This is a genomic window from Agromyces albus, from assembly GCF_030815405.1.
Taxonomy (GTDB): Bacteria; Actinomycetota; Actinomycetes; order Actinomycetales; family Microbacteriaceae; genus Agromyces; species Agromyces albus_A.
In genome coordinates this window covers 3,659,864-3,681,159 of sequence record NZ_JAUSWX010000001.1, presented here as the reverse complement: position 1 = coordinate 3,681,159, position 21,296 = coordinate 3,659,864, and the positions used below count along the sequence as shown (strand labels likewise).

Here is a 21,296-nt window from a genome sequence, read left to right as displayed (position 1 = left end):
GGTTCCGATCGACCACCACGAAGGGACGATTGATGACAGTCATCAGTGGTGTTCGTGTGCCTGACGTGCGTTTCCCGACCGCCCGACCCTGCATAACCACTCGACTGAGAAAAGCGGCCTGAGCGGCCACACCTGAGCACGTGACCGGATTCGAGGAGAGAATGAAAGCGACGCCTGACTGGAACGACCCCGCCGTCTACGAGTGGGGGAGTGAACCCGCTCATGCCACTCTCGTGTCGTACGACACGCTGACGCAGGCGGTGCGGGCCGATCGCTCGGCATCGCTCTTCCGGGTCAGCCTCGACGGGGACTGGAGGTTCCGGTGGTCACCGAACCCAGAATCGCGGCTGTCTGATTTCGCAGACGAGAACGCCGACGATTCGGGCTGGGACCTACTCCCGGTTCCCTCGAGCTGGCAACTGCACGGGTACGACTACCCGATCGGGGTCAACACGGTCCTGCCATGGACCGGCGAGAACGGTAAGAACGAACAACCCGCTCCCACCGGCGACTACCCGCACGCCCCAACGCGCTACAACCCGGTCGGACAGTACCGGACGACATTCGAGCTCCCTGACGGCTGGACCGGCCGACGAACGTTCATCCAGTTCGAAGGCGTGGAATCCGCGTACTACGTCTGGATCAACGGCCAGCGCGTCGGATACCGCGAAGACAGCTATACCCGTGGCGAATTCGACCTGACTCCGTACGTACACAGCGGACGCAACGTGCTGGCCGTCGAGGTGTACCGGTGGTCCACAGGGTCCTACCTGGAGAACCAGGACAATGTGCGGCTCTCGGGCATCTTCCGCAGTGTGCTTCTGCTCTCTCGCCCGCCGGTCCTCATTCGGGACTTCACCGTCAGAACTTCGCTCGCTGACGATTTCTCTGAGGCGGCTCTCGAGCTGAGCGTCGAGGTGCGCGACTACGCCGGCACGCACACCGGGGAGGACTTCCAAGTCCGGGCGACGCTCTTCGACGGAACGGATGCGGGGGCTGTCGAAGTCTGGTCACGATCCGCGCCGGTTGAACCGGTGACGCCCGGCCGAGACGTATCCGCGGCGCTTACGGAGCCAGTAGTGTCGCCTCGGCTCTGGTCCGCTGAGCGCCCAGAGTTGTACACACTGGTCGTCGAGCTCTGCGACGCGAATGCGTCGGCCGTGGATCGCGTATCTACCCGCGTCGGCTTCCGCCGAGTCGAGATCGTTGACGGCGTGTACCGGATCAATGGGCAGGCGATCTCTCTTCGAGGCGTCAACCGACACGAGTGGAATCCGCGAACCGGTCGCAGCCTCAGCTCGGCCGACATGATCGCTGATATCACTCTGATGAAGCAGAACAACATCAACGCCGTCCGCACCTCCCACTATCCGAACGACCCGCGGTGGTATGAACTCGCCGACGAGTACGGACTGTACGTGTTCGATGAGGCGAACAACGAGACCCACATCAACCGCGTCGACGCTGACGGGCGACCGAACATCCCGGGCGATCGCCCAGAACTTCGGGCGCCCCTGCTGTGGCGGATGCGGAACATGGTCGACCGGGACAAGAACCACGCGTGCGTGATCGCCTGGTCGATCGGCAACGAGTCGGGAGTCGGCTCAAATCTGAAGGCCATGTACGACTGGGCCAAGGGGTGCGACCCGACCCGCCCGGTGAGCTATCAGGATGCAACCGGCTCCGGCTCGCCGGTCGTCCCCTCGGACAGTTCCGATTTCGACGGTGACTTCTACCCGCCGGTGGCCGCACTGATCAACCGCGCCGGCCGTGATCCGAGGCCCTACCTGCTCATCGAGTACGCGTTCAGCCAGGGGAACACGTCTGGCTACTTAGATGAATATTGGGCGGCCATCCGCGAAAACCCGGGTCAGGTGCTGGGTGGCTTCCTTTGGGACTGGGCCGACAAGGGGCTGTGGTGGGAGATCCCGGGACGGCCGGGTGAGGAATTCCTCGCCTACGGCGGCGATTGGGGCGACGATCCCAACGAAGAAGGCGCACACATGAGTGGCCTGCTGCTTTCCGACCGAACACCGACACCGAAGCTGGAGGAGGCCAAGCTGGCCTACCAACCAGTGAGCATGACCCTTTTAGACCTAGACACCTGGATCATAGGGATCACGAACGAGTATCTGTTCACGAGCTTGCATGGGCACAGACTGCAATGGGCGGTCACTGAGGACGGAAATGCGATCAGAAGCGGAACGATCCCTGGCTATCAGCTCTCCATAGGACCGCTGCAAAGCGGGGAAATCACACTTCCGTGCTCACTGCCGGAGCAGCTGCGGGCCGGTTCCGAATACCGGCTGGAGCTCTCGATCGTTCTCGACGCTGCTACTTCCTGGGCGGAAACGGGCCACGTCGTAGCCAGAGCACAAGTTGCACTTCCCGTCGTTGCTCCCACCCTCTCGCTCATTCCGTCGGCGGAGCTGGCCTCGCCGCAAGTGCGCCAGACCGAGGAGATGATCGAGGTCGCTGGCGAAGGCTACGCGGTCAGGGTCGACCGCTCCACCGGCCGGCTGACGTCTTTGCGATATGACGGCCGCGAAATGCTGGCAAGCGACCTGATGCCGAACTACTGGCGTGCCCCGAATGATCCGGAGCTGTCGATACCTGAATTCAGAGCGACCCTCCCGGAGCCATCTCAACCGTGGCGCGGCGTCGGTGAAGACTGGGCTATCAGCGAGATTGAATCGTCGTCTATCCCGGGTGGTGTCCGGGTAGCCGTGCGCGGAAGCGTTACCACCACGATGCCGTTCCGTCCCAGCCACCACATCACGACTTCGCCCCAGTCGATCGTCTACACGATCTACGGCAACGGGCAGGTGGATGTGCTGTCGACATTCGAGCCGGTGCCCGGCACCCCCAACCCGCAGGTCGTCGGGACGACCTTCGGGCTTCGGGCCGAGTTCGCATCCATCGAATGGTATGGCCGTGGCCCGTGGGAGTCGACCGTTGACCGGCGGGGTTCAGCATTCTTCGGACGCTACTCGGGATTCGTTGCGGATCAGGTCACCCGATACAGCCGACCACAGGATAGTGGGAACAAGGCCGACACCCGCTGGGCTGCTCTCACCGACGATGCCGGTAGGGGAGTGCTGCTGGTGGCTGGAGGAAGCATGTACCTCAACGCCCAACCGAACAGTCCAGATGAACTGGCCGGACACCGTCACTGGCACGAGGTGCCGGAATCGTGGCGGACTGTCGTTCGCGTAGACGCTGCGCAGGAAGGCCTCCTAGGCGGCAACTGGGACCTGCTGACGCGCCCGGACAAGTACAGCAACACGCCGGCCAAAGGGTCATACAGCCTGCTCTACCGCGTACTTCCCCTACGCGAAGGGCAGAATCCGGCAGCTTTGGCAACGCAATACGTGAAGACCGACCTCCCGTATTCGCCGCCGGCGACCCCGCACGAAAGTCCGTCTACTGGCTCGTCGGCCCTCACGACCAGCAACACGTTCGGTTCAGAACTACCGCTACGAATGAGCAATAGATGACAGTCATCACTGGTGTTCGTGTGCATGATGTGCGTTTCCCGACCTCGCTCGATGCTGACGGGTCTGACGCGATGAATAAAGACGGCGACTACTCCGCCGCGTATGTCGTGCTGGAGACTGACTCCGATCTGCGCGGCCACGGGTTCACGTTCACGATCGGGCGCGGCAATGACCTGTGTGTCGAAGCGGCCCGGCAGCGCGCGCTGCCGCTCGTGGGCCGCGACGTGGACCTGCTCTTGGATGATCTCGGTGGTATCTACCGCGAACTCGCCTCGGACTCGCAACTGCGTTGGCTCGGACCGGAGAAGGGCGTCGTGCACCTGGCCATGGCCGCGGTGATGAACGCGCTGTGGGACATGGCCGCACGCCGCGCAGGGGTGCCGCTCTGGCGACTGCTCGTCGACATGACGCCGGAGCAGCTCGTCGATGCCGCAGACCTGCGCTATCTGTCTGACGCCCTCACACGGGAGGAGGCGCTCGAGCTGCTGCGCGCCGCAGAGCCTACACGGCAGCGGCGGATCGACGACCTCACCGACCGCGGCGGCTACCCCTGCTACACGACCAGCGCTGGCTGGCTGGGTTATTCCGACGACAAGCTGCGCACTCTCCTCCTGGAGGCGGTCGACGAGGGTTACCGCCACTTCAAGCTCAAGGTCGGCGCCGACCTCGAGGACGATCGGCGACGCCTGCGGATCGCTCGCGAGGTCATCGGATGGGACGCCGAACTCATGATCGACGCCAACCAGGTGTGGGACGTGCCGCAGGCGATCGACTGGATCAACTCCCTTGCCGAGTTCCGACCGCTCTGGATCGAAGAGCCGACGAGCCCCGACGACGTGCTCGGTCACGCCGCCATCCGCAAGGCAGTCTCGCCGATCGGCGTCGCGACCGGCGAGCACGGCATGAACCGCGTGCTGTTCAAGCAGATGTTCCAGGCTGGGGCGATCGACTTCTGCCAGCTCGACTCCGCCCGGCTGGCCAGTGTGAACGAGATCCTCTCGGTCTACCTCATGGCGCACAAGTTCGGCGTGCCGGTGTGCCCGCACGCCGGTGGCGTCGGCCTGTGCGAACTCGTGCAGCATCTGTCGGTTTTCGATTACGTCGCCGTCTCCGGATCACTCGACAATCGCCTCACCGAATACGTCGACAACCTGCACGAGCACTTCGTCGACCCGGTGGTCGTCGCCAACGGCCACTATGTGCTGCCCTCGCGGCCCGGTTATAGCGCGGAACTGTACGTGGAGAGTGTCGAGCGCTACCAGTTCCCGCTGGGCAGCTACTGGCTCGCGCGAAGCAGCGAGGGCGCGCTCGTCGGCTAGCCGCCGAGCTCTGGTTCCATGGTCGACGGCACGTCGACCGCAACCGGGTGCTCAGCCGCGAAGACCTCGACGCCCAAGAGGTGCGCGGCCATCCGGATGCGCGCCCGCTCTGCGTCGCGCGTGCGGAGGGCTGCGAGGATCGCGCGGTGTTCGGCGTGCGCCTCACCGACAGAGTCCCGCTCTGTGATCGCGCGCCAGAGCCTGCCGCGCAACGTACGGGTCATGAGGCTGTCGATGAGCGCCGCTAGCGCCGCGTTGCCGCTGGCAACCGCGATCCGGCGGTGGAAGGCGGCATCCGCGTCGATGAACGCCTCGGGGGCGAGGTTGCCCGTGGTCAGTCCGACGTCGATGTCGGCGAGGATGCCCTCCAACTCGGCAAGTTCGTCGTCGGTGAGCCGCACCGCCGCAAGCCCAGCGGACTCGGTCTCAAGCACACGACGAACCGCGAGGAGTTCGGCGGACTGCGTCGCCTCCTGCAGGCGGGCCCAGAACTCGAGCGGGCGCAACAGCGAACCGGAATCGAGCTTTGTCACGTAAGTACCGTCACCCTGTCGGGTTTCGAGCACACCCAGGGTTGCCAGCGACCGCACCGCCTCGCGGAGGGAGCCGCGCGAGACGCCCAATTGGGCAGCTAGATCTTTCTCGATGGGCAAGCGGTCGCCCGCCTTGAGTTCGCCAGATCCGATCATCAGCATGACGTGGTCGATTACATGATCTGATCGCGACCCCGACCCTGCGGGGAAGTCTCCGGTGTCGGTTACCACGCGATCAGTGTATGGGGCTATTCGGCTCGAATCGCCCAAAGATTCTACCAAATGGCGTGTCCGGCCCGGGGCAGCTGTTGAGGCATTGAGTCAAGGAAGCCACGGCAGATGCGTGAAGTAGCGATGTCTTATGGTCAAAGCAGCCCTCGGCATCCTTATCTCGAATGAATCGTCAACGAAACTCGCGACGAGAACGTCATACGAATTTACCCGGATGGCATTCACGGAACGATCGCATCAGCCCTGCGACGGCACCTGCCGGAGGCTGTGGTGCGCACCGCCACGCTCCAGGAGGAGGAGCACGGTCTCACCGAAGCGGCGCTCGATGAGACCGATGTGCTGCTCTGGTGGGGGCATACCGCGCACGACGCCGCGACGATGCGGTGGCGCAGCGCGGGCGAGGGGGAGCTGGTGTGGACGGTTTGACGTCTCGCACCCGATCACCGAGGGGGTGCCCAACCCGATCGTGATCCCTGAGCAGGTCTATCACCACCGCGACATCCAGCGGGTCATCGCTAACGGCGTGCAGTGGGCCGCCCCGCGCACGCGGACGCGGACCGTCCCCCAGCTCGATGGGCCCGTGAATCCCGTCTAACCGGACCCGAATCGCCTTAAGACCGCGCAGCCCCAATGAGGGGCAAGCGTTCCGGTAAAGATTCAATCAATTAGCGTCGCTGGAACCTCCCCGCCGCCAGACGCTGCTGCACTGAGCCAGATCAACATAGTCGTTGACACATATTGATCAGACGATTACGGTGAAGTGAGCCTGCACTGTTGCAGAGAGGAGAACCCGGATGACATCCCACATGAGGTTGCTCACGAGCTTCGCTTTCACTGTTTCTCCTCTGCACTACCGCCCCGCGAGGTGCGCATGGTGATGCCGGGCGGCATCGCCCTCGACGTGGGCGGTGTCACCCGAAAGATCAGCGCCCGCGGCAACGAGCGCGGTTTGCGCGGCTTGAAGCGCAGTTGGCGGCGGCACTGGCAGCTGTACCTGCTGATCCTGGTTCCGATCGCCTACTTCATCGTCTTCAAGTACGTGCCAATGGCGAACACCATCATCGCGTTCAAGGACTACAACGTCGTCGATGGTGTCTGGGGCAGCGACTGGGCCGGGCTGAAGCACTTCGAGCGCTTCTTCAACAACCCGGTCTTCTGGCCGCTGCTGCGAAACACATTCCTGCTGTCGGCCTACGTGGTGCTGGCGAGCTTCCCCATTCCGATCATTCTCGCGCTCGCGCTGAACGAGGTGCGGCTCAAGTTCTTCAAGAGCACCGTGCAAATGGTCACCTACGCGCCGTACTTCATCTCGACGGTCGTCGTGGTGTCGATGACCATCCTCTTCCTCTCTCCCCGACTCGGACTCGCCGGGCACGTGACAGAGTTCTTCGGACTCGGTTCAATCGACTTCCTCAGCAACCCGGACTACTTCCGCCACATCTACGTCTTCACCGATGTCTGGCAGACGATGGGCTATTCCGCCGTCATCTATCTCGCGGCTCTCGCCGGAATCGATCCCACCCTGTACGAGGCGGCCCGCGTCGATGGAGCGAGCCGGTGGCAGAAGATCGTCAACGTCGACATCCCGGGCATCCTGCCGACAGCGATGATCGTCCTTGTCCTGGGTGTGGGCAACGTGATGGCGATCGGGTTCGAGAAGGCTTACCTGTTCCAGAACAGCCTGAACGTCTCGCAATCCGAGATCATCGCCACCTATACGTACAAGGTGGGCCTGCTGAGCGCGGACTTCAGTCAGGCGGCGGCTATCGGATTGTTCAACGGCATCATCAACCTCGCCCTGCTGCTCGGCGTGAATGCTGTCGTCAAGCGACTGACGGGAAACGGATTATGGTGAGCTCGACCCTTGAAGAACGTCCGACCAGAACCCGCAAGCTGCGGGTTCCGGAGCCCCCGAACGGGCGGAAGCCCACGCGCATCAAAGACCCGCTTGTCGACCGTGTCTTCATGGTCGGCGTTTACATCCTGCTGACCACGTTCCTGTTGGTAGTGCTCCTTCCCCTCATCTATATCGTCGCAAGTTCGTTCAGCGATCCGCAGGCCGTCTCATCCGGCCGGGTCACCTTCTGGCCCATCGACTTCACCCTCGAGGGCTACCAGCGGGCGCTGAGCGACAACTCGATCCTCACCGGCTTCGGCAACTCATTGATCTACACGATCGCCGGCACAGCGATCAGCCTCGTGCTCACGGTGGCGATCGCCTACCCGCTGTCGCGCGCCGATTTCTGGGGGCGCCGCGGGATCACGATCTTCGTCATCTTCACCATGCTCTTCGCCGGCGGCATCATCCCCACCTATCTCGTCGTGCAGAACCTCGGCATGCTAGACACCCGTTGGGCGCTCATCCTGCCGCAGGCCGTCGGCGTATGGCAGGTCATCATCGCAGTCGCCTTCTTCCGAACGTCGATCCCAGACGAGCTCTACGAGGCGGCGCAGATCGACGGCGCCAGTGACCTGCGCTTCCTGATCACTACGGTAATCCCGCTTTCCAAGCCGTTGCTCGCAGTCATCGCGCTCATGTACGCGATCTACCAGTGGAACTCGTACTTCGATGCCCTGCTGTACATACGGGATCCAAGCCTGTATCCACTCCAGCTCGTGTTGCGGAACGTACTGATTCTCAACCAGGCCGCCCCTGGGCTGGATGCCGCGGCCGCCTTTGAACGTCAGCAGCTCGCCAGCCTCCTCAAGTATTCACTCATCGTCATCTCCACCGTGCCGGTGATGCTCGTGTACCCCTTCGTTGCTCGATTCTTCAACAAGGGAATTCTTGTGGGCGCTGTGAAGGGGTAATGCGACGTCTCGCGCCACGTCCATTTTTCCAAGTAAGTGTCCAACCCACAGAAAGGCAACACCGTGAACAGACAAGCACTGTCCGACAGGAGGCGACGGCGTAGTCGCTCCATCGTTGGCATGGCGTTGGTGGCGACCGTCGCCGCCTCTCTCGCTGGCTGCGTACCAAACACCGAGGATGACCAGAAGGTCATTACGATTTTTGGCTCGCAAGGCGGCCAGATGGACCTCAATACCAACTCGTTCACGCTCCTTCTCGAGGAGAAGTTCGACGTAGACATTGAGTTCGAGACGACGGGCTATGGGTCCGCAGAAGCGAACGAAGCTCGACAGATCTCGCTCGCGGGCGGTGACTTGCCCGAGGCGTACATGCTCGTGCCCTGGGCGTCGCAGTTCAGCAAGGCGGAGCTGCAGCGCTACTCCGATCAAGGCGTGATTGTTCCGTTGAACGACCTGATCGACGAGTACGCGCCGAACATCGCCGACGCGCTCAAGGCCGAGCCCGCGTTCGCGGAGCTCGCCACCACCCCAGACGGTAACATCTTGGGCCTCCCGCAATGGAACGACTGCTTTCACTGCTCGTATCCGTACAAGTTCTGGATCAATTCGCAGTGGCTCGAGAACCTTGGCGTTGAGATGCCCACCACGCCCGACGAGTTCTTCGATGTGATGACCGCATTCAAGACCGGGGACCCGAACGGCAACGGCGTCGCCGACGAGATCCCGATCACCGGCAGTTCGCAGTGGTCGATCGTGCCCTACATCATGAACGCATTCATCTCCAACTCGTTCAACACCGGCGCAAACGCGAACGGCCAGCCCGTCTCCCTGGGGCTCGACGGCGACACCGTGCAGATGCAGACGATGCAGGACGGTTGGCGCGAGGGTCTGAAATTCCTGAACAAGATGTGGGCTGCTGGCCTCTTCGACCCCGCATCGTTCTCGCAGGGGGATGACGCGATGCAGGCGACCGGAAACTCCGTGGAAGGTGTATTCCTGGGCGGTGCCACAGTCATCCACCCCGGCCTCTTCGTGAGCTTCGCCCCACCGAACCCGGACGCCCGCGAGAACCAGTACGACGCCGTACCGCCGCTCAATGGGGCCGAGGGTCAGATCGCCACATATCAGCTGCCAAGCGCTCCCGGCGCGACGTTCGTGATCACGAAGGCAGCCGACGAGAATGAGCAGAAAGTCATCATGGAGATCATGGACTACATCTTCACCCCGGAAGGCCACCTCCGCGCCCAGGCCGGCGAGGAGGGCATCGGCTGGCGCGCGCCAGAGGAGGGTGAAATCGCCCTTGACCAGTCGCTCGAGCCGAGCTTCGTCGATCTCCCGTTGGATGAGGAAAACGAGGCGGATTACAACGGCAACTGGGGCCCGATGGCGCAGGTCTTCGACACCGAGGAGTGGCGGAACGCCCAGGTGCAGCCGCTCGACATCTACACCATTGAAGGGGCCGAGCGGCGGTTCTTCGAGGCCACCGAACTCTACGAGGGCCTGGAGTCCGACGCGCTGTTCCCGTACTGGAACCTCTGGGTTGCGAATGAGGACGCCAGCGAGCTCTCCACGCTCACGACCAATATCGAGAGCAATGTTGCGACGTCGACAGCTGAGTTCATCACCGGTGTTCGTGACCCGAACAACGATGGTGAGTGGCAGGCCTACCTCGACGGTCTGGCTGGTCTCGGAGTAGACCGCTACATCGAGATCTGGCAGAAGGCGTACGACCAGTAACGCCCCCTTAAGTGAACGGGCGCGGTCGATTCGGCCGCGCCCGTTCTTATTGCACCCGGACACCAAGAGCACTGCAAATGAAATGAAGACGTCGAATCGAGAGTGAACATGCCGCAGAACGACATAATCCAATGGCGCCCGGGCGCCGTCGAGCTCGACCTCGACCTCGGTACCGACGGGCCGCCCAGCGTTCGACGCCTGGTGTCCGTCGGCGACCCCAGCACGTCGGACGCATCGACGGGCCTCCCGATCGCCGAGGTCCATCTCGGCGGCGAGGGCTCCGGCGCCAACTCGTCGGAGCGGCTCGCGGGCAGCGCCGTCGGCCGGCGGCTGCGCGCGGCTGAGCACCGCAGCTGGGATGAGGGCGGCATGGCCCACCTTGAGGTGACGGCGCGGGACCCGCGCTCCGGCATCCTTACGATCTCACGCTGGTCGGCCTGGCCCGACCTGTCCGTCGTGCGCACCGACACCGAGATCGTCGCGGGCGGCGGCGCGGTCGAGCTGCGAGCGGTGTCGTCGGTCGCGCTCGGCGGCATCTCGGCGCCCGGCTCGCAGTGGTGGCACGACCACGAAGTCGGCTTCGCGCACAACACCTGGTTCCGTGAAGCGGTCTGGCAAGCCCGCACCCCCGCAGAGCTCGGACTCGACGACATGGGGTTGCGCACGTGGGACATCCAGAGCTCGCGCGCGTCGTTCGCGCTCGGCCAGCGCGGCAGCTGGTCAACCGGCGGACACCTGCCGATGGGCATCCTTCGGTCGCGCACGGGGCGTCGATCGCTGCTGTGGCAGGTCGAGCACAACGGCGCGTGGGGCTGGGAACTCGGCGACCAGGGCGACGCGCTCTACCTCGTCGCGAGCGGCCCGACCGATCAGAGCGCGGCATGGATGCGGCGGCTCGAGCCGGGAGAGCGATTCCGCTCCGTGCCGGCGACCCTCGTGCTCGGCGGCGACGACGACGAGCTGTTCGGTGCGCTGACCGCGGCCCGGCGGAGGGTGATGCGTCCGCATCCCGACCACGAGCGGATGCCCGCCATCGTCAACGACTATATGAACGCGCTCATGGGCGACCCGACCGCCGAGAACATGCCGCCGTTCATCGATGCTGCCGCGCGCGCCGGAGCCGAGATCTACTGCATGGACTCGGGGTGGTATACCGACGGCGCCACCTGGTGGAACGACCTCGGGGGCTGGGAGCCATCGGCGCGCCGTTTCCCCGAGGGGCTTGAGGCGATGACGCAGCTCATGCGCGACGCCGGCATGGTGCCGGGCCTCTGGCTCGAGCCGGAGGTCGTGTCGGTGGCGAGCCCGGTAGCCGATCTGCTGCCGGCCGAGGCGTTCTTCCAGCGGGACGGTGAGCGCGTAGTCGAATCCGGCAGGTACCAGCTCGACCTCCGGCATCCCGCCGCCCTCGCCCATGTCGACGGCGCCGTCGAGAAGCTCATCACCGACCTCGGGCTCGGCTACCTCAAGTTCGACTACAACATGGACGTCACCCAGGGAACCGACGTCGACGCTGACAGCCCCGGCGACGGCCAGTTCGGCCACCAGGCAGCGCTGCTGGCCTGGGTGCGCGACCTCATGGACCGCCACCCAGGGCTCGTCATCGAGAGCTGCTCGAGCGGCGGGCAGCGGATGGACGGCGCGACGCTCGCCGTGCATCCCGTGCAGTCCACGAGCGACAACCAAAACCCGCTGTTCACCGCCGCGATCGCCGCGGCGGCACCGACGGCTGTCCTCCCCGAGCAGGGCGCGGTGTGGGCGTATCCCGACCCGTCCTGGTCCTACGAGCGGATAGCGTTCTCCCTCGCGAGTCCGCTCTTGGGCCGCGTGCACCTCGCGGGGCAGATCCATCGGCTCTCCGACCCTCAGATGGCGCTCGTGCAGGAGGGGATGGCCGCCTACCGCGCCACCCGCGCGCGCACCCGGACGGCGCTGCCGTTCTGGCCGCTGGGGCTGCCCGGCTGGCACGACCCCGTCGTCGCCCTGGGGATGCGCGACGACGAGGGCGAGCTCGTCACGGTCTGGCGCCGTTCGGGGCCGTCAACGGTGCGGGTGCCGCTCCCCGGTCACGTGGGGCGCCCACTCGAGATCGAGGTCGTGTTCCCCACTAGCCTGCCGACGGGGGTGCATTGGGACCGCGATGCCGGCGCGATCGTGCTCGAGCTCCCCGACGAGCCCGCGGCCCGCACCCTGCGCCTGGTGCTCGTCCGGTAGGGCGGGACTCAGCCCAGGCGAGTTCCACCGTCGCGAAGGAGTGCGGCGCAGACCCAACCACGGATCAGGGTCGCGAGTACCGGCCCGGTAAGACTTGTACCAAGCGCGAATCGCGCCCCGGCGCAGAGGAGCACCCACGCAACGCGAGCAGTGAAGCGTTGTTCAAGAACTCGGGCCAGCGCAGGGTGCCGTGGCGAGCTCACGCCATGCTTCGAGGCACTCGCCAGCGGCGAATCAGCTGCAAGAAACCAGCTGTTTCGGCCTTTGAGCTTGAGAACGAACTGGCGAATAAGTGGAGACAAGGCCATTGGATTGCCACGAAACCAGCCCAAGCAGAGGTCTAAAACGCCTGATCAGAGCGGATGACGGGAATCGAACCCGCGCTATCAGCTTGGGAAGCTGAAGTTCCTAAGTGCCGTCTCACATTGCTTCACTCGGGCTCACGAGCCGCGGAATCACGCGAAACGTGAAACGTAGTGAGTTCGGGTGAACTCGACAAAACCGTGAGTAAACCGTGAGCAGCCCCAAGCGAAGCGGTTGGAGCGCGCCCCGGGGTGGACGATCGATTTCGGTATGACGGCGGCGCGCAGCCGCTGAGCCTGATGGGCACCGCCGACTACTTCAAGTCGCCCCCATGCGCGCTCTACCTCGGCAAGCACTGCCGCGCCGGCGCGTTCTGCCCGGCAGCAACCCACACCGAAGACTGCGAACCCTGCCGGTCGTCCACGATCTTCCTCATCCCCGCTATCCTCACGACCGCGGGGCCGGTAGCGCCGGATACGAAACCGGGATGGCTTTGAACTACCACCGCGCCCTGGAAGAGCTCGCCGATCCGGACGTCACCGTCGCGCCGTTGAGGTTTTCAGTCCACACGTCGTACCCAAGTTTGAGGATCAGCACTGTGACGACGCTGAGGAAGATGATGCGGATGAAGCGGTTGCCTCGCGCAATTGCCATCCGTGAGCCGAGGTAGCCGCCGACCGTGTTGGCCAACCCCATACCGATGGCGAGAGCCCACAGGACGTCCCCGTTGGGGATGAAGAACAGTAGGGCGCCGATGTTCGTGGCGACGTTCACGATTTTTGCTTTAGCGCTGGCGAGGACGAAGTCGTAACCCAGTGCGGCGATGAGGGCAATGATCAGGAATGTGCCTGTTCCGGGACCAATGAGGCCGTCGTAGAAGCCGATCAGGACGCCGAGTGCTCCAGCGATCACGAGGTGCTTTCGTCCGGCGTGTCGTAGCAGATTGATATTGCCCAGGTTGGGTTTAGCGATCGTGACTGCGGCGACGACCACGAGCGCGACGACGATGACTGGTTTGAAGATCGATGCCGGGAGGGTCGCGGCGAGGTTGGCGCCGCCGTAGCTGCCGATGAGGGCGACGCCTGCCATCGGGAGCGCTGTCCGAAGGTCGGGTCGTGCCCGACGGTACCAAGTGACGGCGCTGGTGGTGGTCCCGAAGAGGGAGGCGAGTTTGTTGGTGGCGAGTGCTTCCACGGGGGTGATCCCGGGAACGAGCAGCAGAGCGGGCAGCTGCAAGAGGCCGCCCCCGCCGACGACCGCGTCGATCCATCCTGCGGCGAGGGCTGCGGTCAGCATCAGGATCGCGACTGTGATGGTGATGTCGCCGAAAAGTGATGCGTGTCCCACGAGTGCCTTTCATGGTCATCAGACGGTGAGAGAGCATCTGGTGCGTGCGGTCGAACGCACACCAGCTGCTCGATCAGGAGCACAAACGGTCAGAGCGCGTAGTCGTACTGTTCGATATATCGGGGCTGGGCGCCGAGGGTTGTTGCTGCGTTGTTGATCCAGGATGCGTCGCGAAGAAGGGGACGCCCGAGGAACAGCGCGTCGGCGTGGCCGTCGGCGATGAGTTCGGCGGCCCACACGGCGTCGTTAATGCGACCGACGGCAGCCACGGGGAGTGCTGTTTCGGTGCGGATGCGTGCGGCGTTCCGGGTTTGGTAGTCGCGCTCGCGGGGAATGGGTGCGGGTTCTGTCCCGCCGCTTGAGCTGTCGACGAGGTCGACCCCGTGCTCCGCGGCGAGACGGGAGAATTCGATTGTTTCCTCGACCGTCCACCCGGTTCGTTCGTCAGCCGGGTTTTCCTGGATCCAGTCCGTCGTCGAGACTCGCAGGAACACGGGACGGTCCTCGGGCCACACCGCGCGAACTGCGTCAATGACTTCGAGGGGGAACCGGATTCGATTGTTGAAGCTGCCCCCGAAATTGTCTGTCCGGGTGTTCGACGCGGGCGAGAGGAACGAGTGCAGCAGGTATCCGTGGGCGGCGTGAACCTCAACCACCTGGAACCGCGCCTGAAGTGCCCGGGTGGCTGCCTGGGCGAACGCGTCGACGATGTCAGCGATCTCCGTCACGGACAGCTCCGCTGGCGCCGGGTAGCCGGGGAATGCAGTCTCGCTCGGACCTACGATTGGCCACCCGTTCTGTGTCTCGTCGAGGGGGCTACCTCCAAGCCAGGGCTTGTCAACAGAGGCCTTTCGTCCGGCGTGGGCGAGCTGGATGGCCGGCACGGCACCTGCGGCTGTAATCGAGGCGGCGAGGCGGGTGAACGCTGCGGTCTGGGTGTCATCCCACAGACCGAGGTCATAGGGCGAGATGCGGCCGTCGGCGCGGACTCCGGTGGCTTCGATCATGACCAGGCCTGCGCCGCCTGCGGCGCGGGCGGTGTACTGGGCGAGGTGGAAGTCCGTGGGGCTACCGGTTGCGGGCCCGGTCGCGTTGGCGCTGTAGGTGCACATGGGTGACATCCACAGCCTGTTGCTGATGTCGAGATCGCGAAGGCGGAGAGGCGTGAAGGGGGTGGTCATTGTTCTTTCTTTGGGTGATGGTGCTGGCAGGTGAGAGACGCAGTTGAGGTGGATCGACCGGTGTGGTGGACTCCAGCGATGGAGTAGAGGTAGCCCTTGATGTTGGTGTCGATCATCTTCTCCCAGTCGTCGACGGCGAGGTCGGACCAGTAGGAGAACAGCATCAGTCCAGCGTTGTTGACGAGGATGTCGATCGACCCGTAGGTGTCATTGGCGAAGCGGGCTAGAGCTGCGGCGTCGTCACGGTCGGTGACGTCGGAGACGCGGAAGACGGCGGTGCCGCCGGCTTTCTGGATGTCGGCGACGAGGGCGGTGAGGCGTTCTTCGTTCCTCGCGGCCAGGACGACGCGGGCACCCTGAGAGGCGAGGGCTTTCGCAGTAGCCGCGCCGATGCCGGAGGAGGCTCCGGTGACGATGACGGTCTTGTTGTCGAGGTGGTTCATATGCATTTCCTTCGAGGGGCGACCGTCGAGTGACCGGATCTCCATCGGTGGGGTTGTGGGGCGGCAGGTTCAGCCGCCCCACAGGAGTCGCTTTGGAGTTAGGCGGGCTGCCGTGTGTCAGCGATGAAGTTGATCTCGAGCAGTTGGCCGGGGAAAAACAGGGCCTCGACCCCGACGGTGGTGCTGGTGGGCCGGTGCTCTCCGAAGTAGGCGAGGTGGGAAGAGGCAACGGTGGCTGCGTTCTCAGGAAGGTTCACCACGAATACGCCATCCTGAACGATCTGGTTGCGGGTGATCCCGTAGTGGGCGAGGACCTTGTCGAGGTTTGCCCAGACCTGCTGGAACTGGCCGTCGAGGTCGTCGGCGTGGAGAAAGTCGCCTTTGTCGTCGTGCGACAACTGCCCGGAGATGTAGATGGTGTCACCGACCTTGATGGCTTGGGCGAACCCGAACTCCTTTTCGCCGGAGACGTCGTGGCTGAAAGTGTCGATCGTGCTCATAGTGGTTCCTTTCTTGAGGTTGGGTGAGAACTTGCGGAGTTAGTGAGCTGCGAGGCGGGTAGCGGCTTCGCTGACCGGGATGGTTCCGTCGGTGAGTTCGACGATGACTTTGTTGATGCGTGGCTCGTGCAGTGCCGCGTCGATGAATGCGGCGACGTTGTCACGGCGAACGTCGCCGTACTCGATGGCGAGTCCTGCGGTCACCATGCCGTCGCCCGGCTCGTCGCGCAGCAGGCCCGGCCTGACGATGACCCAGTCCAGATCGGTGTGGGTGAGGTAGACGTCGGCGGTCTTCTTCACCCTCGTGTAGTGCTCGAAGCTCTCGCCCAAGCTCTTGGCGCGCTCGGACTCCGGAAACGCCGACACGAGCACGAATCGGGACACTCCTGCCTGTGTTGCGGCGTCAGCTGCCTTCTCGAGTCCCTTTCCGTCGATCAGGGTTGTCATGTCCTCGCCGGTGCCGTGTGCGCCGGCGGAGAACACAACCGCGTCGTGCCCAGCGACCTTCGCTGCGAGCTCATCCACGGTGTCCGCGATGAGATCCCCGAGGAGCGGGGTCGCGCCGGTCGCGGCGATGCTCTCGGCCTGGTCGGGGCGACGATGCATGCCCGTGGCGTGCTCGCCGCGGGCGGTCAGCAGTTTCGCCAAGCGCCGGCCGACTCCGCCTCCGGCGCCGATGAGGAACACGTTCATGGCATTCGTCCTTCCGTTCGTTTCGACACCACTAGCCAACCGCCGCTGCCGCAGTTGCCTTCCGCAGTAGCGAGCCTTGTGCTGCCTAGGACTGCCAGTGCCACCCACGGCCAGGCGCAAAGCCGCGGTCAGGAGCGAAGATGGGTCCATGACAAGAAACGCCGAACTGGGCGAGTTCCTGCGGGCCTGCAGAGCGCGCCTCCGGCCCGAGGATGTCGGGCTCGATGAGGAGCGCCGAGCGTCCAGCGCCGCGGCCCGCCGGGTTCCCGGCCTGCGACGTGAAGAGGTCGCCCACCTTGCCGGTGTCAGCGTGGACTACTACTCCCGGCTCGAACAGGGGCGCACCAAGCGAGTCTCACACTCTGTCCTCAACGCGGTGGCGACGGCGCTGCGCCTCAACGACACCGAGCGGGAGTACTTGATCACCCTCGTCGATTCCCATGTGCAGGCCCCCCGAGCCGGTGCCGCGAGTGCCGCACGGGTGCGCCCTGGCGCTCGGAGGCTGCTCGAACTCTTCGACAACGCTCCAGCGTTCATCCTCGGGCGAGGCACGGCGATCCTTGCAATGAACGAACTGGCTCGGAGCCTGCTGTTCGATGTCGACGAACGACCCCTCGCGGAACGCAACCTCGCAGTCTGGACCTTCCTCGACCCCGAAGCGCGCACTCGATACGTCGACTGGGACAGCGTGGCGTCGGACACCGCGGCGATGCTCCGAATGGACGCTGCGGACGACCCCAACGACCCTGACCTCAACGCCATCGTCGGGATGCTCTCGGTAAGGAGCGAGGACTTCCGTCGTTTCTGGAGCGAGCACAACGTCTTCGAATGCACGTACGGCCGCAAGCGCTTCTCTCACCCCCTGGTCGGGCGGCTCGACCTCGACTACGAAGCCCTCGATGTTCCGGATGCACCGCCTCAGAAGCTTCACGTGTACAGCGCACCGAACGGTTCTCCGTCCAATGATGCTCTTCGACAACTCGCCGCATGGATCGACCCGGCGGCGAACATCACCGCCCTACCGGACTCGACGAAGCGTGCACCGCACGCCTGAGTGGTTGAGAGAGACAGGCGAGACATGCGCGCCCTGATAGTGAACGACGCTGACCCTCGCCGAATTGGCATACACGAAGCTCCGCGGCCATCAGAGGCGCCAGGCGGAGTACGCGTGGACGTGAAGGCCATCTCCCTGAACCGGGGCGAGATGCGCATGCTCAAATCCGCGCCCGAGGGGATGGTTCCGGGGTGGGATTTCGCTGGCATTGTTCGGGACGACCACAAGCACCTCAAAGCCGGCACTCGCGTCGCCGGGATCGTGGAGAGTAGCTCCTGGGCAGAGGAGGTGGTGGTTCGCGCGGACTGGTTGGCGCCGATCCCGGATGCCGTCTCCTTCACCGATGCCGCCGCACTGCCGACCGCCGGTCTCACCGCACTCCGCACGCTGCGAATGAGCGGTGCAGGGCTGGGCGATGACGTCCTCGTCACCGGCGCTGCCGGCGGCGTCGGCCGATTCGCCGTGCAATTGGCCGCGAGGAGCGGCGCCCGAGTCACCGCACTCGTCACTCGCGGCGGCGACCTTGGGAAGATACTCACCGGCCTCGGCGCGAGCTCAGTGGTCACCAAGCTCGAGGAACTGTACGGGCCGTACGACGCCATCATCGAGTCGGTGGGCGGCGACGTCCTGGGACGAGCGCTTACCATGCTGGACCCGCGAGGAACACTCGTCACCTTCGGGAACAGCGCTGACCAGCCAACGACGTTCGACGTTCGCGACGTGTACAACGCCGCTCTGGTGAGGATCCTCGGTTTCGAGCTGTTCTTCGATCCGCTGCCGTTCGGCCGGGACATCGGCAGGCTGCTTGCGCTTGTCGAGCACGGCGAGCTCGACCCGCACGTCGTGGACGTCATGTCATGGACACGCATGGCCGACGCGCTCGAGCGGTTGGGCCACCGCTCCCTCGGCGGCAAACTGGTCCTTACCGTCGACTGATCGAGGGGCGAGGGCACACGACGCACCATCGCCCCACTTCGCACGTCATCCGCTTAGAAGCCTGAGGGGAACCGGTGCGAAATGCAGTTACGGCGCCGGTCCGTCTGCTTTGCACAGAGTGCCCTGCGACGTGAAGACTGTGGTGATGAACGATTCCCGCGCCCTGCCCGCCTTGCCCGCGCTGACTGCGCGGAGCACGGGTGTGTGGTGCATGGATTCAACGCCAAACATGGTCCATCTCCTGGCCAGGTCCGGTTTTGACTGGGTGTGTCTCGATGCCCAGCACGGAACGTTCGGCCGGGCCGAGGTCACCGCGGCTGCAACCGGCTATCCCGGCGGTGATGCGGCCGGGTTTGTCGTGCGGGTGCCTGGCGTTGACCCGAGCTGGATCGGGTTTGCCCTGGACGCGGGGGCGGCCGGGATCATAGTTCCCCAGATTGAATCACGGGCAGACGCTGAGGCCGCCGTTGAGGCCGCATATTATCCGCCCATGGGTAACCGGAGCTGGGGGCCCATGGCGGCGCTCTCCGGGCAGCCCGTACCTACCGCAACAGAGGCCAACAGCACCATCCGCTGCGCCGTCATGATCGAATCCGCACTGGCCCTCCAGAACGTCGCTGACATTGCCTCCGTGCCACGTGTGGACATGCTGTTCGTCGGTCCTTACGACCTTTCGTTGTCCCTGGGCACAACCGTCGCCGAACTCCTTGACGACACCGACGCATCCTCCCCGCTCCGGGTCATCGTTGCCACCGCGGCCGCGGCAGGAATTGAGGTGGGCGTTTATGCCGGCAACCCGGAAACCGCCAAACGCTTCCGCGAGCTCGGGTTTGAATGCGTCGTCCCGGCCAGCGACATCGCGCTCCTCCAAGCAGGAATCCAAACCATCCTGCGATCATCATTGCCAGAACAGCCGCGGACCTACTGACGCCGCCAAGGTAAGCCTCAGATGACTGCGGAGTTGGTCAGATGTCCTCTTCGCCTGTGGACAGAATTTCCTGGTAAACGGCCGGGGCCTCAAGCCCTGCCAGGTGACCGGTCAAAGCCAACAGCTCCTGACGGAACCTATCCCAAGCCAAACAAGCCTCTCGGGTAAGGTTTCGGGTTTTCAAGCAGAACTTATGGGCCCCACCGATGACTAGCCATCCGGGAGAAACTACGCCGCCAGCGACGTCAATTCCGGCGCCGAGCGGCCCGATGCCCGCATCCCGCGGCCGAACGTGACGGAACACCGGCGACGGAGAGTTGCGGAACGATCGCCGCAATGCGCGTAGGGCGCTACGTCGGGCAACCTCGATCGCGAGCCGTGAGTGAAGATCGATCGACACGACGGGCGCGCGGGCGCTATGCCTGCGCGAGGCGCGCGTAGCGTGTGCCCATCTTCCATTGACCGCGTTCGCTGGGGTGGAGTCCGTCGGGGAGAAGGCCGGCCTCAACATCGTGCTGACCAAGGAGCAATCGACCGTCGAGGTAGCTGAGGGCTTCGCCGACGCCAGCGCGTTCCGTTACGATCCGTTCCAGTTCCTCCCGGACCTTGAGAAGAGTGAGTTGATCGTCGTCGTACGGCATCTGCGCCTTCGAGAAGATCAATCCGGTGCGCGAGTCGGTGAAGGTGGGGCCGGGGGAGCCTTCGACGGCCGGACATAGCACGGGCGAAATGACTTCCACGGGTGTCTCCGGATGCCCATCGCGGATCGTGTCCAGGAACCCGTGAACGGCCGGACCGAAGGCACGGAGTCTCATGAGGTCGGTATTGACGATGTTGATTCCGAGCTTGAGCGTGATGACGTCTGCTGGAGCATCGCGGATTGCTCGTGCCACAAACGGGTCCAAGAGCGCATTGCCGGCGAACGCGAGGTTGAGTAGGTCATAGTCGAGCGTGCGCGCAGCGATAGCAGGCCAAGTGGATGTTGGGCGGCGTGCTTCGCCAGCGTGGGTGATGGAGGATCCGTGCACTACCCATCGCCGTCCGGCGAGTGCGGTGGAGGGTTTGAGGGGCGCATTCGCGCAGAAGTCGAACAGGTCGGTGACTGCCATGTGGGGCAACCAGAGCTCGATGTCCTTGGTCACGGGCGCTAGCGAGTCGAACACCAGCGTGGATGGCCGAGACCGTGTAATTTCTACGTGGTCTCGGTCAAAATCCAGTCGTGCGGGCGAACTGCTCGCCTCGACGGCGCCGATCAACTGTTTGTCGACGACAAGATCGACGGCGGCAGAATGCGCCCGCGTGCCAATCACCTGAAGCGGATGGATCGCAGCGCGAAGTTCGAGGCGAGTCGCCGTGGTTGTGAAGCGGATCCGCACCCCAGCGCTCGTGGCCACCATGAGTCGCATTGCTGAGGTCGGAACACGATCGAGCAGATGCTCGGGAAGGCGATGCGGACGGACTGCGCCGCCGCCGATGGGCTCCACGAACGCGGCCCCGCGTAGGTCGATTGCAGGATCCGTGAGGGGATAGCGATGCATGTTCGTCCTCCGACTGCTGGTCAGGATACGA

Annotated in this window: 18 protein-coding genes and 1 pseudogene; 11 read left to right on the top strand and 8 right to left on the bottom strand. The window is 64.3% G+C overall.

The genetic code is table 11. The annotated features are described in order from the left end of the window. Positions 1-140: 140 nt before the first annotated feature. Positions 141-3,497, top strand: a complete 3,357-nt coding sequence (locus QFZ29_RS17440; RefSeq protein ID WP_306895459.1) for a glycoside hydrolase family 2 TIM barrel-domain containing protein — start codon at positions 141-143, stop codon at positions 3,495-3,497. Further along, positions 3,494-4,816, top strand: a complete 1,323-nt coding sequence (locus QFZ29_RS17435) for an enolase C-terminal domain-like protein (protein WP_306895458.1) — start codon at positions 3,494-3,496, stop codon at positions 4,814-4,816. The genes QFZ29_RS17440 and QFZ29_RS17435 overlap by 4 nt, the downstream gene beginning before the upstream one ends. Here QFZ29_RS17435 and QFZ29_RS17430 read toward each other — a convergent pair. Then, the gene (locus tag QFZ29_RS17430; RefSeq protein ID WP_306896792.1) at positions 4,813-5,349 is read right to left on the bottom strand and encodes a FadR/GntR family transcriptional regulator; all 537 of its coding nucleotides are present in this window, start codon (positions 5,347-5,349) and stop codon (positions 4,813-4,815) included. The genes QFZ29_RS17435 and QFZ29_RS17430 overlap by 4 nt on opposite strands. A 9-nt stretch (positions 5,350-5,358) precedes the next feature. Beyond that, a pseudogene (locus QFZ29_RS17425) lies at positions 5,359-5,580 on the bottom strand (FadR/GntR family transcriptional regulator); the annotation flags it as partial. Between the two features lie 270 nt (positions 5,581-5,850). On the opposite strand from QFZ29_RS17425, the gene QFZ29_RS17420 reads away from it, so the two are divergent. The 6 genes from QFZ29_RS17420 to QFZ29_RS17395 all read left to right on the top strand — a co-directional run bounded on the left by QFZ29_RS17420 (position 5,851) and on the right by QFZ29_RS17395 (position 13,142). After that, a complete protein-coding gene (locus tag QFZ29_RS17420; protein WP_306895456.1) occupies positions 5,851-6,006 on the top strand; it encodes a hypothetical protein in 156 nt (51 codons plus the stop codon). Between the two features lie 334 nt (positions 6,007-6,340). Continuing rightward, complete coding sequence (locus QFZ29_RS17415) at positions 6,341-7,435, top strand: ABC transporter permease (RefSeq protein ID WP_306895454.1); 1,095 nt, start codon at positions 6,341-6,343, stop codon at positions 7,433-7,435. Then, positions 7,432-8,391: a carbohydrate ABC transporter permease gene (locus QFZ29_RS17410; RefSeq protein ID WP_306895452.1), complete on the top strand. Its 960-nt coding sequence runs from the start codon at positions 7,432-7,434 to the stop codon at positions 8,389-8,391. Before QFZ29_RS17415 ends, QFZ29_RS17410 begins: the two co-directional genes overlap by 4 nt. A gap of 129 nt (positions 8,392-8,520) precedes the next feature. Beyond that, positions 8,521-10,128, top strand: coding sequence for an extracellular solute-binding protein (locus tag QFZ29_RS17405; protein WP_306895450.1), 1,608 nt, complete (start codon positions 8,521-8,523; stop codon positions 10,126-10,128). A 108-nt stretch (positions 10,129-10,236) separates the two neighbouring features. Continuing rightward, positions 10,237-12,342: a glycoside hydrolase family 36 protein gene (locus tag QFZ29_RS17400; protein ID WP_306895448.1), complete on the top strand. Its 2,106-nt coding sequence runs from the start codon at positions 10,237-10,239 to the stop codon at positions 12,340-12,342. 554 nt (positions 12,343-12,896) lie between these two features. Further along, positions 12,897-13,142: a hypothetical protein gene (locus tag QFZ29_RS17395; RefSeq protein WP_306895446.1), complete on the top strand. Its 246-nt coding sequence runs from the start codon at positions 12,897-12,899 to the stop codon at positions 13,140-13,142. A 1-nt stretch (position 13,143) separates the two neighbouring features. Here the strand turns inward: QFZ29_RS17395 and QFZ29_RS17390 are convergent, their stop codons facing one another. The 5 genes from QFZ29_RS17390 to QFZ29_RS17370 form a co-directional block, all read right to left on the bottom strand. After that, complete coding sequence (locus QFZ29_RS17390; RefSeq protein ID WP_306896790.1) at positions 13,144-13,941, bottom strand: sulfite exporter TauE/SafE family protein; 798 nt, start codon at positions 13,939-13,941, stop codon at positions 13,144-13,146. A 140-nt stretch (positions 13,942-14,081) separates the two neighbouring features. Further along, positions 14,082-15,173, bottom strand: a complete 1,092-nt coding sequence (locus QFZ29_RS17385; protein ID WP_306895444.1) for an NADH:flavin oxidoreductase/NADH oxidase — start codon at positions 15,171-15,173, stop codon at positions 14,082-14,084. Continuing rightward, the gene (locus QFZ29_RS17380) at positions 15,170-15,616 is read right to left on the bottom strand and encodes an SDR family oxidoreductase (protein ID WP_306895443.1); all 447 of its coding nucleotides are present in this window, start codon (positions 15,614-15,616) and stop codon (positions 15,170-15,172) included. Before QFZ29_RS17380 ends, QFZ29_RS17385 begins: the two co-directional genes overlap by 4 nt. Before the next feature lie 98 nt (positions 15,617-15,714). Continuing rightward, the gene (locus QFZ29_RS17375; protein ID WP_306895441.1) at positions 15,715-16,116 is read right to left on the bottom strand and encodes a RidA family protein; all 402 of its coding nucleotides are present in this window, start codon (positions 16,114-16,116) and stop codon (positions 15,715-15,717) included. Positions 16,117-16,155: 39 nt separating this feature from the next. Then, a complete protein-coding gene (locus QFZ29_RS17370; RefSeq protein ID WP_306895438.1) occupies positions 16,156-16,809 on the bottom strand; it encodes an NAD(P)-binding oxidoreductase in 654 nt (217 codons plus the stop codon). A 148-nt stretch (positions 16,810-16,957) separates the two neighbouring features. Between QFZ29_RS17370 and QFZ29_RS17365 the strand changes: the two genes are divergently transcribed. From QFZ29_RS17365 to QFZ29_RS17355, 3 genes are all read left to right on the top strand, one after another. After that, positions 16,958-17,863: a helix-turn-helix transcriptional regulator gene (locus tag QFZ29_RS17365; protein WP_306895436.1), complete on the top strand. Its 906-nt coding sequence runs from the start codon at positions 16,958-16,960 to the stop codon at positions 17,861-17,863. Positions 17,864-17,887: 24 nt separating this feature from the next. After that, positions 17,888-18,799 carry a zinc-binding dehydrogenase gene (locus QFZ29_RS17360; RefSeq protein WP_373426230.1) on the top strand — a complete coding sequence of 304 codons (912 nt, stop codon included), beginning with the start codon at positions 17,888-17,890 and terminating at the stop codon, positions 18,797-18,799. Positions 18,800-18,944: 145 nt separating this feature from the next. Continuing rightward, the gene (locus tag QFZ29_RS17355) at positions 18,945-19,727 is read left to right on the top strand and encodes an HpcH/HpaI aldolase family protein (RefSeq protein WP_306895431.1); all 783 of its coding nucleotides are present in this window, start codon (positions 18,945-18,947) and stop codon (positions 19,725-19,727) included. Between the two features lie 416 nt (positions 19,728-20,143). Here QFZ29_RS17355 and QFZ29_RS17350 read toward each other — a convergent pair whose 3' ends face one another. Beyond that, the gene (locus tag QFZ29_RS17350) at positions 20,144-21,265 is read right to left on the bottom strand and encodes an SGNH/GDSL hydrolase family protein (RefSeq protein ID WP_306895429.1); all 1,122 of its coding nucleotides are present in this window, start codon (positions 21,263-21,265) and stop codon (positions 20,144-20,146) included. Between the last annotated feature and the right edge of the window lie 31 nt (positions 21,266-21,296).